The organism is Erysipelatoclostridium sp. An15 (assembly GCF_002160675.1).
GTDB lineage: Bacteria > Bacillota_I > Bacilli_A > Erysipelotrichales > Coprobacillaceae > Thomasclavelia > Thomasclavelia merdavium.
Map to the genome: position 1 here is coordinate 1 of NZ_NFLA01000050.1, position 17,319 is coordinate 17,319.

Below are 17,319 nucleotides of genomic sequence, written 5' to 3' on the forward strand. Positions count from 1 at the left end.
TATCATAACAAAATTGAAGATATAAACCAATTGGATGACTATCAACAAGTAAAACAGAATGAATTAGATAAACTAATCAAAGAAAGAAAATACTGTTATTATCGTCGAATGAAAGCTACTAGCGAAGAGGAAAAAGATGAGTGGTCAGCAAAAGCAAAACAATTTACACCAGCAATTAAAAAGTTAAGAATGGAAGTCAAAGCATGTGATAACATTCGAAATAGAAGCTTTAAAGATGATGTAGAACGTATCGCATGGAAGAAAATAAAACAAAGAGAACAGTCACGTTAGGAGGAAAAGTAGATGAAAGAAATGAAGTACCAACAAGTAGGAGATTATGAATTTCCAGTTCTAAAACAAGAAGAATCATTACCTAATTTAACAAGATTTGGACGAATGTATTTGAAACATTTAAAAGAAAATTATAAAGCACATTATCTAGCGTTACTTGCAGAAAATAAGCTAAATGATGAACTGTTATCAATGGATCATCAGATGAATGATCGATATAATGTATTAGTAAAGCAACTTATGGAAGAAAGAAGTGTCAATGAAGAACTAAAAGAAAAAGATCAAATGAGATGGGTGCAGGAAATGAACAACATAAAAAATAGTGCTGAAGAAACATTGTTTGATGAGTTTCTTAATATAAGATAAAAAATACTTATCACGTTTATAAAAGCTCGCATCAATATGCGAGTTTTTATGTTGATTTAACTAATGATAAAAGGATATAATAATATTTACAGGAGGTCATTATGGCTATTTCATATAATAAATTATGGAAGTTATTGATTGATAAAAATATGAGTGCTTCCGAATTAAGAAAAGGAGCAGGTATTGCACCAAATACAATGACAAGGATGAGAAAAAATCAAGAAGTGTCATTAGCTGTTTTAGAAAGGATATGTCATTATATAGAGTGTGATTTTGGAGATTTGATTGAATACGTTAAAGATAATTTAAAAGATGAAGGTGGTGTGAATCACTGTGATTGATATTATTGAAGAAGAGTTAATGAATATGTCGGTAAAGGTTTTTAATGTACTGTTAAAGGATAGAACAACAAAGAAAAATATTTGCTGGGCAACAGATCATTATATTGCCTTTGGTGATGCATATTATCCACAAGAACCTATCACTAAAGATCTTATTACTGGAAAAAACTCTCATATTATTTCGCCAAGAGTTGCGAAAACATTAGAGGATCAGACGAAAAGAACGAAGGAAAAAGCAGAAGTTTTTACTCCTTCATGGGTGTGTAATGAACAAAACAATTTAATTGATGAAGCATGGTTTTGTCGTAAAGATGTTTTTAATAAAACAGTAGGACAAACATGGATTACAAATAAAGAAAATATCGTTTTTCCATCAAATAAAAATTGGAGAAAATATGTTGATGCTAGAAGATTAGAAATAAGCTGTGGAGAAGCACCTTATTTAGTAAGTAGATATGATACTGTCACTGGTAAGGAAATACCGCTGGAAGACAGAATAGGTTTATTAGATAGAAAGTTTCGAGTTGTTAATGAAAATACAGTAAGTGAAGAAGATTGGTTTGAGTGGGTAAAAAGAGCTTATGAAAGTACATATGGTTATGAATACCAGGGAGATAGCTTGCTACTTGCTAGAGAAAATTTGCTTTACACATTTATTGAAAACATGGAGTATAAGTTCTCTCATAAACCTAGTGAAGAGCAACTTTTGACCATTGCAAAAATAATTTCATGGAATCTATGGCAAATGGATGGCATAACATTGAATGCTCCTTATAGTGAGCGTGAAAGAGTTAATACACAATTGTCTATTTTTGATTTCTTGGATAATGAAGAAATCTCGGAAAAAGAACCAATTCCATGTAAAATATATGATTGGAGAGCAAATACAAGTATAGAATTTAAAAGTATAATGAATGGAGGAGTTAAGTAATGGAAAGCAACGATAATATACAGTTTAAAAATGCATTTAATTATAAGGTTATCTATGCTTTTACAGTTAATGATGAAAAGCATAAGGGGCTAATAAAAATTGGAGATGCAACTGTTTATACGGACTCCTCGATTGATAAACTTTCACCTAATTGTAGAGAATTGAATCAAGCTGCTTTAAAGAGAATCAAGAGTTATACAAACACTGTAGGGGTAACTCCTGTATTATTACATACTGAATTAGCTATTAAAGAAGAACATTCGAAAGATGGAAGTGTTCAATTAAAAGCATTTAGAGATCATGAAGTACATCATGTTTTAGAAAATTCAAATATTAAAAAAGTGAAAATTGATGGTAGTACGGGGCGTGAATGGTACCGTATAGATAAAGATACTGCAATAGAGGCTATTCAAGCAGTAAAGAAGAATTATGCCAATTTAAGTAATTCTAAAACAAGTAAGTATGTTCCGATCATATTCAGACCAGAACAAAAAGATGCGATTGAAAGAACAGTTAAACAATTTAATAAGCATGATCGCATGCTTTGGAATGCAAAAATGAGATTTGGAAAAACTTTAAGTGCATTAGAAGTAATAAAACGTTGTGGATTTAAAAAAACAATCATTCTTACTCATAGACCAGTTGTCAATGATGGATGGTATGAGGACTTTACAAAGATTTTTTATGATACCGATTATTTGTATGGTTCAAAGTCAAATGGATATGATGTGAATACTTTGAATAATAAAGGTAAAGGATTTGTGTATTTTGCATCGATTCAAGATCTTAGAGGGTCTGAAGCTGTTGGTGGAAAATTTGGAAAGAATGATGAAATATTCAATACAATTTGGGACTGTGTTATTGTAGATGAAGCTCATGAAGGAACTAAAACGACTTTAGGTGATGAAACCATTAAAGCTATTGTCAAAGAAGAACTTAAAAAAACGAAGCTATTAGCTTTATCAGGAACTCCTTTCAACATTTTAGATGAATACGATGAAGAATCTATATATACATGGGATTATATAATGGAACAGGAATGTAAATCAGAATGGGACAAACTCCATTTTGGAGATTCTAATCCTTATGAAGAATTACCAGAATTGCGTATATATACATATGATCTTGGAGAACTATTGCATAATAGTAATTATATTACTTATGAAGATAAAGCTTTTAATTTTCATGAATTTTTTAGAACGTGGACAGGAGACTTCAAATTTGATTATGCACAAATGCCTGTAACTGCGAAAATAGGTGATTTTGTTCATGAAAATGATATTTGGTCATTTTTAAATCTAATGACTAAACTTGATGATAAGAATAGTTATCCTTATTCAAAAGAGGAGTATCGTCAATTGTTTAAACATTCTCTTTGGATGGTTCCAGGAGTACGTGAAGCAAGAGCTTTGAAGAGTTTAATGATGAAACATCCAGTATTTGGCAATGGACAGTTTAATATTATAAATGTAGCTGGAAGTGATGATGAAGAATCTGCTGATGCACTAAATAGTGTAAAAAATGCTATTAGTGAAGCCGAAAAAAATGATACATATACTATTACTTTATCGTGTGGAAAGTTAACAACAGGTGTAACAATTAAGGAATGGACAGCTGTATTTATGCTTGCTGGTTCATATTCTACTTCTGCTGCAAACTATTTACAAACAATATTTAGAGTACAGTCTCCATGCAATAAGAATGGTATGATAAAAGAAACAGCGTATGTATTTGATTTTGCACCAGATCGTACATTAAAAATGGTATCACAAGCTGTATCCGTATCTTCAAAAGCAGGTAAAACCACTGATGGAGATAAACAAATATTAGGAAAATTCTTAAATTACTGTCCTGTAATTTCAATTTCTGGATCGCAAATGAAAGAATATCAAGCTGATAGATTGTTACAACAATTAAAAAAAGCGTATGCTGATAAGGTAGTTCGTAATGGCTTTGATGATAGTAATTTATATAATGATGAATTATTAAAATTAGATGAACTTGATATTAAGAAATTTGATGAGTTAAAAGGAATTATTGGTAAATCAAAAGCAGCTAGCAAGCAAAATGATATTACTGTGAATGATCAAGGTTTAACTAACGAAGAATATGAAAAGGAAAAGAAATTAAAGAAGAAACCTAAAAAGGAATTAACTGAAGAAGAAAAGGTATTCTTAGAAGAATTAAAGAAGAAAAAGAAAGTACGTAACGATGCAATTTCAATATTAAGAGGGATTTCTATACGTATGCCATTACTTATTTATGGTGCTGATGTTCCATACGATGAGGAAATCACCTTAGAAAGATTTATTGAAAAAGTAGATGATTCTTCGTGGAATGAATTCATGCCGACAGGTGTCACAAAAGAAGCTTTTCAAGAGTTTAAGAAATATTATGACGAGGATGTATTTATTGCGGCTGGTAGAAGAATCAGGAATATTGCACGTGAGGCCGATACACTTGAACCAACAGAGCGTGTCAAAAAGATTGCTTCATTATTCTCAAATTTTAAAAATCCTGATAAAGAAACCGTTTTAACGCCTTGGAAAGTAGTTAATCTACACATGTCAAATACTTTAGGCGGTTATGATTTCTGGGATGAAAATCATGAACACGAACTTGATAAACCTCGATTTGTTGATAGAGGTCAAGTAACTGATGATACATTTAGTAATACATCTGCTCAAATTTTAGAAATCAATTCAAAGACAGGACTTTATCCATTATATGTTACATATAGTATTTATCGAGCTAAATGTAAAGATTATAACGATGATGAATTTACAATAGAATTAGAAAGAAGAATATGGAATGACACAATCCAAAATAATGTATTTGTAATATGTAAAACACCAATGGCTAAACATATAACTCAAAGAACGTTAGCGGGATATTCAAAAATAAAAATTAATGCACACTATTTTGATGACTTGATTAATTATATGGAAAATAAACCGCAACAATTTATTGAGCGTGTGCTTAAATCAAGTTATTGGAAGAAAGGAGAAAATGGTCAAATGAAGTTTGATGCTATAGTAGGTAATCCACCTTATCAAGAATCAACAGAAGGCACAAGTGATAAACCTGTATATCATTTGTTTATGGATACTTCATTTAATATTTCAGATAAAGTAACATTCATTACACCTGCAAGATTTTTATTCAATGCAGGAAAAACACCAAAGGATTGGAATAATAAAGTATTAAATGATGAACATTTTAAGGTAGTATATTATACGGCTAATAGTACAGATGTGTTTCCGAATGTAGATATTAAAGGTGGCGTAGCTATTACCTTAAGAAATAAAAATGTGAATTATGGGGCAATTGGTGTATTTACTCATTATAATGAATTACGTACTATTAAGGAAAAAATTATTAATAATGCTACAAAATTTATCTCTGATATAGTGTATGCACCTGAAAGCTATAAATTTAGAAGAAAATTGCATGAAGATTATTCTAATATAAGATACATAGATGAAAACAATGGTATTTTGAGTAAAGGCCACGACTATGATCTAACATCAAATATTTTTGATAAGCTTGAAAATATTGTGTTCTTTTCAGAGAAACCTCACGATCAAGTTGAATACGTCAAAATAATGGGAAGAAAATCAAATACCAGGGTATGTATGTGGATTAAAAAAGAATACATAGAACTTCATGATAATTTAATGAAATGGAAAGTTATCTTGCCAAAATCAAATGGATCAGGTTCTTTTGGTGAGGTTTTATCTTCTCCTGAAATAGGTCAGCCTGCAATGGGGCATACTCAAACATTTATAAGTATTGGTGCATTTGAAACTTCATATGAAGCTAAAGCACTCTTGAAATATTTAAAAACTAAGTTTGCTAGGGCATTATTAGGAATATTAAAAGTAACTCAAGATAATAAAAAAGCAGTATGGAAGTATGTACCAATACAAGATTTTTCATTAGATTCTGATATCGTTTGGTCAAAATCTATTTCTGAAATAGATCAACAACTTTATAAAAAATATAATCTTTCAAATGAAGAAATTACGTTTATAGAAGAAAATGTAAAACCAATGGATTGATGGAGGTATATGAATGGAATCTGTTGTTAGTATTTTGATAACTTCTTGTATTCCCGCTCTTATTAGCGGAATTGTAACATATGTTATTACATGTAAAAAAGCAAAAGATGAAATTATGAAATTGCAAGAAAGTAATAAACATGAAATTGAAAAATTGATGAAGCAACATGAAATTGATATAGAATCCTTAAAGGAAAAGCATAATTTTGAAATAGAAAAAAGTAATCAAGATCATAAACATAAGCTTGAATTATTGGAATTAGAACATAAGAATGCATTAGAAAGTAAAGAAAAAGAACAAAGCAATGCTGCAATGTTTGGCGTAATAGCGGATTTATTAACAGATCCAAAAAAATTAAGCGGAATTATGACTCTTGCAGACGATCCACGATTTAAAAAATAAATATTATGGAATAGAACAAATTACCTGAAGTAATAAAAGTTCAAATTGATGTTAAGACTTTATATTATTCATATGATTAAAAAAATTGCTATGAAAAAGAGATAATTGAAAATAAGGTAGGATAGAAAATGAATAGAATAGTAAATAGTTTGATAAAGGTAGATTTGCATATACATAGTGAGTATAGCAAAAAAGACGGCGATTTAGTCAGCAACAATACAAAGGAAAATATCCCTATTTTAATGGGAAAACTAGAAAAAGAAAAAGTGAATATGATTGCAATAACAGATCATAACGTTTTTAATTTTGATCTGTATGATACATTAGTTAACAACATGAGTTTGTGCAAGACTTTACAATCTATACTACCAGGCATTGAATTCGATGTTTTTGAAAATGGAGCAAGGTTTCATGTGATTGCGATATTTGATGATACTAATAAAGATAAATTGAAAGATATTGAAAAAATTCTGCAAAAATATAAATTTGATAATAAAGAAAAGAAGCCTAATGCTTATAAATTTTCAACGTTTAGAAGTATTATTACTGATATTAATCTTAATGTAGTATTAATTGCTCATCAAAAAAGTGGGATAAGAGTAGAAAACCAAAATGAAAATTTGGCTGGTGTGGGTGAGGAACAATTTGACTATATTGTTAATTGTGAATATTTTGATGCATTAGAATTTAGAAGTGGAAGAATAGAAGGAATTCTAAAAAGTTATCAAAATGAGAAAGATCTTAAAAATATGAGATATATAACTGGTACAGATTGTCATGACTGGACCGTATATCCAAAACAGAAAAAGACTGATAAAAGTGATATTAGATATTCTTATATAAAAAGTTTACCAACATTTAAAGGATTAGTAATGGCATTAACAGAAAGTAGAAGAGTTACTACTGCATACTATGATATTAGAAAACCATACTTAGATAAAATATCTTTAAATATAAAGAACCAGGTAGTTGATTTAGAACTTTCTTCGGGATTAAATGCAATTATTGGAGATAATTCTATTGGGAAAAGTTTAATTCTTGAATACTTATATAATCCCAAATTGACAAAAATTGATAAAACAAGAAAAGAAGGATATAAGAGATATTGTGAATCGAAAGAAATATCAGTAGTTCCTATAGATCAAAAATTACTCAAATCTATCCATTTTGATAGGCAAGGTAATATAAGAAAGTTGTTCCAAGATAATAATAGTCTTAATAATTATCCACAATTTCAAAAACATTTTAACGATTTGATTATTGACTCATATGATGCAATATTTGATAAATATATTGATAGAGTTTTAAATAAAATAAAAAACAATTATCAATTAAAAAATGCGAAAAGAAATTTAAACTTTGATTTAGATATTCCCGCAGATGTTGAGGACAATAATTATCAACTTCATGCTGTTTCAAATATAGTTTGTAAAACAAAAGATTATTCTCAAATTATAGATAATATCAAAAATGTTTTAAATCAATTAAAAAAATTACGTGATACAAAAGATTTGTTAGAAGAAGATATTAAGATAATAAATTTAAGTATCGAAAAATATCAAGAAATGAAGAAAAAGTATGAGAAATTAAAAATCGATGAGAAGATACATAATTCAATATGCTCAACAATAAATAAAGTCTTTGAATCACACGAGAAAGCAGTAAATAAAATCGTTCAAGATCAAGAAAGAAAAAGAAATAATTTCAATACAGATTTAATTAGTTTTCAGCAACGAATAGTAGATTATATTGATAAAATAAATACAAAAAATGAAGATATATTATTTGATTATAAAGATATCCTTATAAAACAAGAGGAGAATCCATTAAATGGTTATATATTTATAACTAGAACAGTTGTTTCAAAAATTACATCGGAAATTATAGAAGACATTTTAATGTATCCTTTTTCTAATAATAATAAATTATCATACCTTTCGAAAGTAGATAATGATAACTTTATTGACTCCTGTGCTGATACAAAAATAAAAAAATATTTAGATGAAGGGAAAGACATTAATATAGCATATAAACAATGTGTAAAAGATTATGTTAAATCCGATATTTTGAAAATAGATTATGCGATCTTAAAAGAAGAAGATTCTGAGTTGAGTGGTAATTCACCGGGAAAAAATGCATTAATTTATTTAGATCTATTGTCCTATGATTTAAACAATAAAATGTATATCGTTGATCAGCCGGGAGATGATGTTTCCCAAAATAAAATCACATCAGATTTAATAGATATTTTTAGAAAAATATCTGATAAAAAACAAGTTTTGTTCATTACACATAAACCTGAGTTAGTTGTAAATCTAGATGTAGACAATGTGATCGTTTTAAAAAATGATGAAGATGGTATAGTTGCTTATAACGGAGCATTAGAATACCAAGATGAAAATATTAATATTTTGAAAGATATTGCAGATACTTTGGATGGAGGAGTAGATGTAATAAGAAAGAGGTGGAAAAGATATGACAAAAGAAATAACAGTAAAAATTGATGAAAATTATAACTCAGTTATTTCATGCGGTAGTAAAACATTAACTGTATCTATAACGGAAAAAGTAATTAACTCTCAAGATTTTTTTAACTTATTGGATTATGATGTAAATGATAATTTTGAATGCCCTGATCAAGAGTATGAAATAGAATTACACAAGGAATTAGATTCTAAGCAAAAAGAAGCGTATAGATTAATGAATTATTGCATTAAACTTGTGAAGTCGGTTATTAAAGAATTAAACCAAAAAAGTGAAGAATTAAGAAATAAAGATGATAGTATACCCGAATAATAGTATTATCTATTGTAAAAAGATATGTACTCAAAGAGTACTCATGGTGAGTACAAAATGAGTACAAAGAATTAATATTTCTCGAATAATAGAGATATCTGGGAAAATATAGATAAAAATATGTATAAAATAGTATGAAAAAGATAGAAAACCAATTGAAAGGAAGCGAGTTCGAGTAGGTAGAATAGTACCGAGTGGTTTAGACGTATTGAAAAAGTGCCTGTTTAAGGTGCTTTTTTGGTAATTGGTGTTAGTTTTAATTTGTTTTGACTACAAAAGAGTTATATGTTTCAAACGAAAAGGAGGATGTATTTATGAATGAAAAATATAAGATTACAGATACTAGAGCTCCTCTCCCAAAGGTTTTTGTGAAACTTGGAAAACAAGGATGTATGACTAAATATATTAATGAAGGAAGTTTAAGATTTTCTTCAGCACTTGAGTTTAGTAAAATACAAGAAGGTATAGATAAAATTGCAGATAAATACGAAGGGGCGTTATTTTATCAAATAACAGATTTATATGTTGCGCCACTGGTTTCTGTGAGTATTTCACTAAAAAGATGACATCAAACAAGTAACACTATTCGATTTTTAAAGTGAAATATTCAGGTGATACTATAACTTATTGTGAGAATAGAATTATAATCCCTTTGGTTTACAACATTCTATATAACTTTTTTTAGAACCACATGGACAAGTTTCAGTATCAGGATATGAAGAAACATGGAGTTTTTGCATTAAATTTTCTTTCCTAAGATTAAATATTTTTTTGCCGATTTCATCTAGTTTTCTTTGGTTTCTATTTTTAATGTCTGAATATTGTACATATTCAATTTTGATTTCTATGAGTTTTCCCATTTTGTTTAGCTTAAAGAATATAATAAAGGATTCATCCAAATGATTTAGTTTAAGTTTAGCTAAAGAACGCATTTTAGCCACATTTATAATTTGTTTGTTTAATTTAACATATGAGTATGCTAAATTAATTTCAGAAGAATCAATAGATATAGTGGATATAAAAAGGTCATCTTCAACTTTTGATCTACTGAATTTAATTTTGTTAAAGACATGTTGTAAATAAGAGTTTTGTATAGAATGTGTTTGATATGCTGCTTCAAGCAGTAGATGAAGAAGTTGATGCTTTTTTTTGTGGGTTGATTTATAAACTAAGTTTATCAAGTTTTCCATCGATTCTTCAATCCAAATCGGTTTAGGTTTAGGGGGTGCAATTGGTGTTTGTTTACTATCGTAATAGATGTCTAATTCGCTTCTTGCGTCTTCGACAAAAATATTGGTTACATCATCAAGTTTTTCTTCGTTGATCATGTCGTCTATTTTGTTTATAAAATCTCGATAAGATAAATATAGTCCTAGATAATCAAGTTCATCATTTACATGTAATCTATTCAATTCAGTAACTTTATATCTATAATTCAAGTAGTCTAAAAATAGGAAAGGACAATCGGTAAAATAATCTGAATAAATATTTAAATCATCTATTGAGATTAGAAAGTTTCCTCTAGTAAATTTAATGTTTTCAAATTTTTCGATAATGGATGATACTTCATTAAAGTTTTCTAATGTAACTGATATTGAAAACACCTTTGTATAATCGCTAATATTGATTAAATATTTGACATCATTGCTTTCGTTGTATATTTCTTGATGTTTTTCTAAATAACTTAGAAGTGCTGTACATTGTTCATCAGGTTTTTCAATTAAATCAGTTATAGATTTTTTATGAGATGAAAAATTTACAAATGGATTATCTGGTGTAAAATTTCCTGCTTTTACTTCTATGATAAAAAGGGATTTGTCAAATGAAACAATTAAATCATTTTCACTACGATTACTTTTAATTCCGTTTATAAAGAAGTAATTATCTTGGAGTACAATCGCGTCTGGAAAAATACGTTTGAAGATATTTGCTACATATGTCTCGGTAATTTCTTTTTGTTTTATTTGCCATTTCTGTGTATATTGTTTATCATTTTTAATGATTGCTTTATAAATTGTTCTGTAAAAATTATCTACAAAATTATAGTAGTTAAAGCAATAATAACTATCATCAAATTTTAAAATAGGACGATATTTATGTAAAGTATTATTTATAGGCCATCCTGAATAATTTCCCTCAAAAAATATTTTATTTTCTCCAAAGTGTAAAGAAAGAGAATCTAGTAATTGATTATTCCAGATTAACTGAGGGTTTATTCTGTATTGTTCAGAAGAAAATGCTTCAGTAAGTTTACTTCTCTTTTCGTCAGAAATAAATTCTGTACTTGAGTTATCTAAAGAGAACCCTTTTTCCTCTAGAGTATCACAGACTTCTTTCATTAATTCTATTCCGTTAAAAAACATAGAACCACAAGATTTTTCCATAATCTTATCCATGCCAGCAAAAAATTCTGTCTTATTTACATTAAAAATTTTTTCAATTTCATCAGTGTGAGGTGTTAGCATTATTTTGTAAAAAATTTTTTCAAAGCATTGATATCGTTTCCCGTTTACATTAGAATAAATAAAACGGTTATAAATGTAATCAATTTCCTCATCGCTATATTCACGTTCGAATTCTTTGCTAGTAGAATACAATAAAAAATATTGATTTATTAGTGACATGATTTCTCTGTATTTTGATAAAAAATCATAAATGATTGTTTCATCAATATTATTGTTATTGTAATCAGTAATTTCTATGGCAGTTAATAGACTTGTAAAATATTCAATCATATTTGTTTGAAGAGGGTCTTGTTTTGTTATCAATGTTTCTTCATTATATTCAGAAGCGGAAGGAACCAATTCCATTGATTTTAAACAATATAATAAATCGATAGGATTATATTGTTTAACACTTTTAATTAATTCGTTAATAAGATTATCGATTTCTTTTTTTAATGAATTTAAATTTGTATTTAACATGTTTACCTCCATTTGTTGTGATAATTTCTAGATTTCATTAGAGTCTTTCGTGTTAACTGATATAATTAATTCTATCATATTTTAATACAATATTGAAAAACATAAAAAATATACTTGATAATAATGGCATAACTTTTACTATAATTCTTCAACTGATTCTTAATGTCAAGCAACACTTGTATTAACTGATTCATTAAATAAATTGGAGGAAGATATTTTTGATAAAGAATTGGTAAAGTTGCTAAATGAAAAACTCAAAGATTAAGAATATGAAAATTATTGGAATAGACTAGCTCATAAATTGGATAATGATATTTTCTGTTCCAATTGTGCTATTGATTTAACACAAATTTTGTTGTAATTTTTATTTTATTAGGAAAGAGATAATAGTCATGTTAATGTATTTATGATGGAAAAGAAATAGTAAAATAATATAGGGATTAAAAATTTAATTATGATAGTTAAATACAATCATTATATTAAGAGTACTGATCAAGATTATAAAGTAAATGAGAATGCATTAAAATCATTATTACCTAGTTTTACAGATGTACTCAGAGAGTACTCATTACGAGTACATAATGAGTACAAAAAATAAATGTTTATAGAATAATAGAGATATATGATATAAATTAGAGAAAAATATACATGAAAAACTATAAAAAAGACAGGAAATCAATTCAAAGGAACAGAGTTCGAATAGTATATTAAACACAAAAAAGTTCGATAAAATCGAGCTTTTTTTGTTTTTCTAGGCTTGAATGATACACTTTTGATACACTTTATAACATTACTTTACTATTCTTTTTTTGTATTTGTGTTTTACTCATGATGCGTCAAGTGTGGTTATGATGAATAAAAAAAGGAAGATTAATCATTATCTTCCACTTTCACTTTAGAAACGTATTTTTTATGTAATGCTTTTTTATAAGCTTCTTCGAAATTTTCCATTGAATCAAAATCTAATTCATCGGAAATAAAACTATCATCATTAATAGGATAAGATAACATCCAATCATAAAGTCTAGCAGTTTCGAATAAACCAGACTTCTCACCTTTTGAAAATTTTAACCAATCCTGAAGCTGATCGAGTAATACATCATTTTTTACTACACCAAATTTGTTTTGATTAAAACGAAATATTGGCTGTCCATCTAATTCATCAATTTCCAAGCCGTAATGCATAGCTAACCAGAATAATACATGAATCACTTTTTCTCCATGTTCAACATCTGGTTCTTCTAACATGAATGGACAAACTTCAAGAGCTTCGGCAAGTTTATAGATTGTTTCTTTACTTCTAGGTTTCTTAGCTCCTCGTTCATATTGGGAAATCGTTGAATATGCTGAACGTTTTGAAAGTCCAATACTTTCTCCTAGTTCTGCCTGGTCTAAATTTCTAAACTTTCGGATTCGTTTTAATTGTGATCCAAATGACACTGTGACACCTTCCTTCTTGTAAAAATTACCATCATGAATAATAAAATAATGTAATTTATGATTTCAGTATATAAAATGGATTACAAAGCTATTATACCAGAAAAAGTTCAATATTGAAATAAAATTGAACGAAAAATAGGTTAATATTATTGATTTCGTAAAAAAGTGATGTTATAATGCAATTGTAATTGACCGATATATAGGTCAATAGAAAGGAGAAGATAAAATGAAAAACAGTTTATTTATGACAGCTGAAGATATTGTCGCTGTTACTGGAATGAGTGAGGCTTATGCTTACAAATTAATTCGAAAACTGAATGAAGAACTTGAAAGCAAAGGCTATATCACATTGAAAGGACGTGTTAGTCGAGATTATTTTGAAGAAAGATTATATGGTGCAAAGGAAGTGAAAGAAAATGCCAGCTTATAAAGATAAGAATGGGAAATGGTATGTAAGTTATTTTAAAAGAAAATATACAGGAGAAAAGAAACGTACAGTAAAACGAGGATTTAAAACCAAAAAAGAAGCAGAAAAGTTTCTTGCTAGTGAACGTTTAAAAGACGCTAAAGACTTAGATATGACTTTCAGCGATTTTGTTGAAATCTATATTAATGATTTATCAAATCGAATTAAAGAAAATACTATGCAGACGAAAATATGTTTAATTGACGATAAGATTTTACCTTATTTCAAAGATTTGAAAATGAATGAGATTTCGGTTTCAGATGTTACCCAATGGCAAAATGAGTTATTAGCTTATCGTAATGAAAATCAAGAACCTTTTTCTCCAGTTTATCTTAAAACAATTCATAATCAGCTTAGTGCTATATTTAATCATGCTTGTAAAAGATATGGCTTAGCTACTAATCCGGCAAGAAATGCAGGTAATATGGGCAAAGAAAGAACAAAAGAAATGAATTTCTGGACAAAGGAAGAGTACTTGAAGTTTTCTGAAGTTATGATGGATAAAGACTGCAGTTATCATGCATTTGAAATGTTATATTGGTGTGGACTTCGTATGGGTGAATTACTTGCGTTAACACCTTCCGATTTTGATTTTGAAAAGAAAACATTAAGAATAAATAAATCTTATCAAAGAATCAAAGGGAGAGATGTTATTACTGATCCAAAAACAGTAAAAAGTAATCGCATTATTCCTATTCCTACTTTCCTAGCTGAAGAAATGCAAGATTATATCAGCCGTTTATATCGTATTGGTAAAAATGATCGTATTTTTCCAATTACAAAATCATGGCTACATCATGAAATGGATAGAGGAAGTAAAGAAGCTGGTGTAAAACGTATTCGTATTCATGACCTTAGACATTCACATGTATCTTTATTGATTGAAATGGGATTTTCGGCTTTAGCGATTGCCAATCGTGTTGGACATGAAAGTATTGAGATTACTTATAGATATGCTCATTTATTCCCTGCACGAGGACAGGAAATTGCCGATAAGCTTGAAAATGAACGAGAGGAGGTATTTAGTCGTGTCAGCTAAAAACAAAGATATGCAAGGCAGATATCGTTCTAAAGTGATTGCTTTTAGGGTTTCTCCACAAGAAGATGAAGTCTTAAATGCAAAAGTAAAACTATCTGGTTTAACAAAACAAGATTATTTAATTGCATGCAGCACTGATAAGGAAATCACAGTGATTCCAAATCCTTATTTGTTTAAAAATCTTCGTAATTATCTTCAGTTGTTTACGAACCACTTATTAGAAATATCATCACTAGAGGAATTGACATTAGATGAATTGATTGTAATGGAAACATTAATCAAAACCATTCATGGATTAATAGAAAATAAAAAAGCAAAGATTAAAGCAACTAAGGAGCCACGCTAATGAATCCTATGTTAAATGATGCTTTAAACTATGCTCAAAATCATTTTAAAATATTTCCGTTAAATGTCAATTCCAAAAGTGAGCAAGTCCTAAAATCTTGGAAAAGTGAGGCAACTAATGACCTACAACAAGTTCAAAATTGGTGGAATCATAATCCCTCATATAATATTGGATTGAAAACTGGAAATGGTTTGATTGTTATTGATGTTGATTGTAAAAAAGGCAAGAATGGCATGGAACAATTAAAGCCATTTCTTGCCACCTTTCCTAAAACAAAAGTAGCGAAGACTTGCAATGATGGATATCATTTCTATTATAAGGTAGACAGAGAAGTTCGTAACTCGATTGCTTTAATGGAAGGCATAGATGTTCGAGGTGATGGTGGATATGTATTAGCACCTCCTAGTGTTGTTGACGATAAATCTTATGCATGGGTCAATGATCTGCCGATAGCTGAAGCAAATGATGCAGTGTATGATTTTCTTTCTAAAACGAAGAAAGACACAACGAAGTCATTAGATGATTGCTGTCTGATTCAAGAAGGAAAGAGAAATGATTATTTATTTAAAATGGCATGCTATCTACAGAAGAAAGGGTTTCATGACGAATCGATTAGACTTTGTATAGCTAAAGAAAATGAGAAGCGTTGCTTCCCATCTTTAGAGATGAAAGAAGTCAATAACATATGTTCAAGTGCATTAAGCTATGATAAAGGCTTTATTCAAACGAAAAGAGATGTTGAATATGGCGGAAGGTTTACTGCAAAAGAATTATTATCATCCGATATAAAAGAAGAACAGGATATTGTGGAAGATATGATTCCTATTGGTTTGACTTTGATTGGAGCTCCGCAAAAAACTGGAAAGACATTCTTTGGATTACAGTTGGCTGATGCAATTGCAAGTGGTAAAAAATTCTTAGGTAAAAATGTGAAGCAAGGAACAGCCTTATATTTAGCTTTTGAAGATCATAAGAATAAGATACAAAAGCGATTGAAAACAATGAAGATTGAAGAAAAGGATAATCTTGTTATTGATGTGCTGAAGTCTGACAATTATTTTGATTTAGAAAAAAGAATTCAAAAAGAGTTAGAAGTCAATAAGGATTTGAGAGTAGTCGTTGTCGATACCTTTGCAAAGATGAGAAGAAATAAAGATAGAGATTATGATTCGGAATATTCTGAATCAACAATGTATCATGAACTAGCTTTTAAATATAATTTGTCCATCATTCTAATCACTCATGTGAAAAAGGAAATAGATCCTAATCATCCTTTTGATTCCATTTATGGAAGCAGAGGGCTAATAGCGGGAGCAGACAGTATTATCGTTTTATTTAAACGAAATTTCTTATCCAAGAACCGACAGCTAGCAATTCAAGGAAAAGATTTTCCTGAGGAAGAACTGACAATCTGTCAAAATGAGATGTGTCTTTTTGAAATTGTTGAAAATGACTTCGATGAACAAATTGACGAGAATCTCAGTAAGGTCATCAACTTCATTGTAAGAAACAAAGTTTATGAGGGATCTCATGAAACTTTATGTTCTAAATTATCATTAAAGCTAAGAGGAAAGGGACTGCAAATTCTTTTAACCAAAAATAAAGATTTTCTTAAAGACTCGTTCGTAAAGTATGAAATTTTACCAAGAACGAATAAGGCAAGACTGATGAGATTGGTTTATGAAGGTGACGAAGAATCATAAAATTGGTGACGGTGTGACGGTGTTTCGGTATAGCAAAGTCTTCGTCACACCGTCACTCGTCACTTCAATTAAAATTCACGATATATGTATTAGTATAAAAGTCAAGATAATTTGACCAATTTGTTGCAATTAAGTGTTCTCAGTTTTTTTAGGATTTAATTTATCTTTGATTCGATAAGATGGACCTGTGATATTAAATAAATATGAATAAT

The 17,319-nt window shown here is 28.9% G+C and carries 14 protein-coding genes and 1 pseudogene; 13 read left to right on the forward strand and 2 right to left on the reverse strand.

The features are described from left to right. The 9 genes and pseudogenes from B5E92_RS12630 to B5E92_RS12670 form a co-directional block, all read left to right on the forward strand. Positions 1–291 (forward strand): annotated as a pseudogene (locus B5E92_RS12630) (hypothetical protein); the annotation flags it as partial. Between the two features lie 12 nt (positions 292–303). Continuing rightward, complete coding sequence (locus B5E92_RS12635) at positions 304–657, forward strand: TnpV protein (RefSeq protein WP_087302759.1); 354 nt, start codon at positions 304–306, stop codon at positions 655–657. Positions 658–758: 101 nt separating this feature from the next. Continuing rightward, a complete protein-coding gene (locus B5E92_RS12640; protein ID WP_087302761.1) occupies positions 759–998 on the forward strand; it encodes a helix-turn-helix transcriptional regulator in 240 nt (79 codons plus the stop codon). Further along, positions 991–1,929: a restriction endonuclease subunit M gene (locus tag B5E92_RS12645; RefSeq protein ID WP_239406469.1), complete on the forward strand. Its 939-nt coding sequence runs from the start codon at positions 991–993 to the stop codon at positions 1,927–1,929. Before B5E92_RS12640 ends, B5E92_RS12645 begins: the two co-directional genes overlap by 8 nt. Then, positions 1,929–5,990 carry an Eco57I restriction-modification methylase domain-containing protein gene (locus B5E92_RS12650; protein ID WP_087302763.1) on the forward strand — a complete coding sequence of 1,354 codons (4,062 nt, stop codon included), beginning with the start codon at positions 1,929–1,931 and terminating at the stop codon, positions 5,988–5,990. Before B5E92_RS12645 ends, B5E92_RS12650 begins: the two co-directional genes overlap by 1 nt. 13 nt (positions 5,991–6,003) lie before the next feature. Next, a complete protein-coding gene (locus tag B5E92_RS12655; protein ID WP_087302765.1) occupies positions 6,004–6,393 on the forward strand; it encodes a hypothetical protein in 390 nt (129 codons plus the stop codon). A 128-nt stretch (positions 6,394–6,521) separates the two neighbouring features. Further along, positions 6,522–8,897, forward strand: coding sequence for a hypothetical protein (locus tag B5E92_RS12660; RefSeq protein WP_087302767.1), 2,376 nt, complete (start codon positions 6,522–6,524; stop codon positions 8,895–8,897). Further along, positions 8,869–9,189, forward strand: a complete 321-nt coding sequence (locus B5E92_RS12665; protein ID WP_087302769.1) for a hypothetical protein — start codon at positions 8,869–8,871, stop codon at positions 9,187–9,189. The genes B5E92_RS12660 and B5E92_RS12665 overlap by 29 nt, the downstream gene beginning before the upstream one ends. Positions 9,190–9,503: 314 nt before the next feature. After that, positions 9,504–9,755: a hypothetical protein gene (locus B5E92_RS12670; protein ID WP_087302771.1), complete on the forward strand. Its 252-nt coding sequence runs from the start codon at positions 9,504–9,506 to the stop codon at positions 9,753–9,755. Positions 9,756–9,830: 75 nt separating this feature from the next. On the opposite strand, the gene B5E92_RS12675 is transcribed toward B5E92_RS12670, so the two are convergent. Beyond that, positions 9,831–12,113 carry an SEC-C domain-containing protein gene (locus B5E92_RS12675; protein ID WP_087302772.1) on the reverse strand — a complete coding sequence of 761 codons (2,283 nt, stop codon included), beginning with the start codon at positions 12,111–12,113 and terminating at the stop codon, positions 9,831–9,833. 870 nt (positions 12,114–12,983) lie between these two features. Then, entirely contained in the window at positions 12,984–13,553 is a 570-nt protein-coding gene (locus B5E92_RS12680) for a helix-turn-helix domain-containing protein (protein ID WP_087302774.1), read from the reverse strand. Positions 13,554–13,779: 226 nt separating this feature from the next. Between B5E92_RS12680 and B5E92_RS12685 the strand changes: the two genes are divergently transcribed. Genes B5E92_RS12685 through B5E92_RS12700 form a run of 4 tightly spaced genes read left to right on the forward strand, consistent with a single transcriptional unit; the run spans position 13,780 to position 17,107 of the window. Further along, positions 13,780–13,983: a hypothetical protein gene (locus B5E92_RS12685; RefSeq protein WP_009269536.1), complete on the forward strand. Its 204-nt coding sequence runs from the start codon at positions 13,780–13,782 to the stop codon at positions 13,981–13,983. Further along, positions 13,970–15,058, forward strand: coding sequence for a site-specific integrase (locus B5E92_RS12690; RefSeq protein ID WP_087302776.1), 1,089 nt, complete (start codon positions 13,970–13,972; stop codon positions 15,056–15,058). Before B5E92_RS12685 ends, B5E92_RS12690 begins: the two co-directional genes overlap by 14 nt. Next, positions 15,048–15,404, forward strand: coding sequence for a plasmid mobilization protein (locus tag B5E92_RS12695; RefSeq protein WP_087302778.1), 357 nt, complete (start codon positions 15,048–15,050; stop codon positions 15,402–15,404). Before B5E92_RS12690 ends, B5E92_RS12695 begins: the two co-directional genes overlap by 11 nt. Continuing rightward, complete coding sequence (locus B5E92_RS12700; RefSeq protein ID WP_087302780.1) at positions 15,404–17,107, forward strand: bifunctional DNA primase/polymerase; 1,704 nt, start codon at positions 15,404–15,406, stop codon at positions 17,105–17,107. The genes B5E92_RS12695 and B5E92_RS12700 overlap by 1 nt, the downstream gene beginning before the upstream one ends. Positions 17,108–17,319: the final 212 nt, after the last annotated feature.

Bases quoted from the DNA above. Each gene is read 5' to 3' on its own strand.
- B5E92_RS12640 (WP_087302761.1), top strand. From the start codon at position 759: ATGGCTATTTCATATAATAAATTATGGAAGTTATTGATTGATAAAAAT.
- B5E92_RS12650 (WP_087302763.1), top strand. From the start codon at position 1,929: ATGGAAAGCAACGATAATATACAGTTTAAAAATGCATTTAATTATAAG.
- B5E92_RS12700 (WP_087302780.1), top strand. From the start codon at position 15,404: ATGAATCCTATGTTAAATGATGCTTTAAACTATGCTCAAAATCATTTT.
- B5E92_RS12660 (WP_087302767.1), top strand. From the start codon at position 6,522: ATGAATAGAATAGTAAATAGTTTGATAAAGGTAGATTTGCATATACAT.
- B5E92_RS12675 (WP_087302772.1), bottom strand. From the start codon at position 12,113: ATGTTAAATACAAATTTAAATTCATTAAAAAAAGAAATCGATAATCTT.
- B5E92_RS12690 (WP_087302776.1), top strand. From the start codon at position 13,970: ATGCCAGCTTATAAAGATAAGAATGGGAAATGGTATGTAAGTTATTTT.
- B5E92_RS12635 (WP_087302759.1), top strand. From the start codon at position 304: ATGAAAGAAATGAAGTACCAACAAGTAGGAGATTATGAATTTCCAGTT.
- B5E92_RS12685 (WP_009269536.1), top strand. From the start codon at position 13,780: ATGAAAAACAGTTTATTTATGACAGCTGAAGATATTGTCGCTGTTACT.
- B5E92_RS12655 (WP_087302765.1), top strand. From the start codon at position 6,004: ATGGAATCTGTTGTTAGTATTTTGATAACTTCTTGTATTCCCGCTCTT.
- B5E92_RS12665 (WP_087302769.1), top strand. From the start codon at position 8,869: ATGACAAAAGAAATAACAGTAAAAATTGATGAAAATTATAACTCAGTT.
- B5E92_RS12670 (WP_087302771.1), top strand. From the start codon at position 9,504: ATGAATGAAAAATATAAGATTACAGATACTAGAGCTCCTCTCCCAAAG.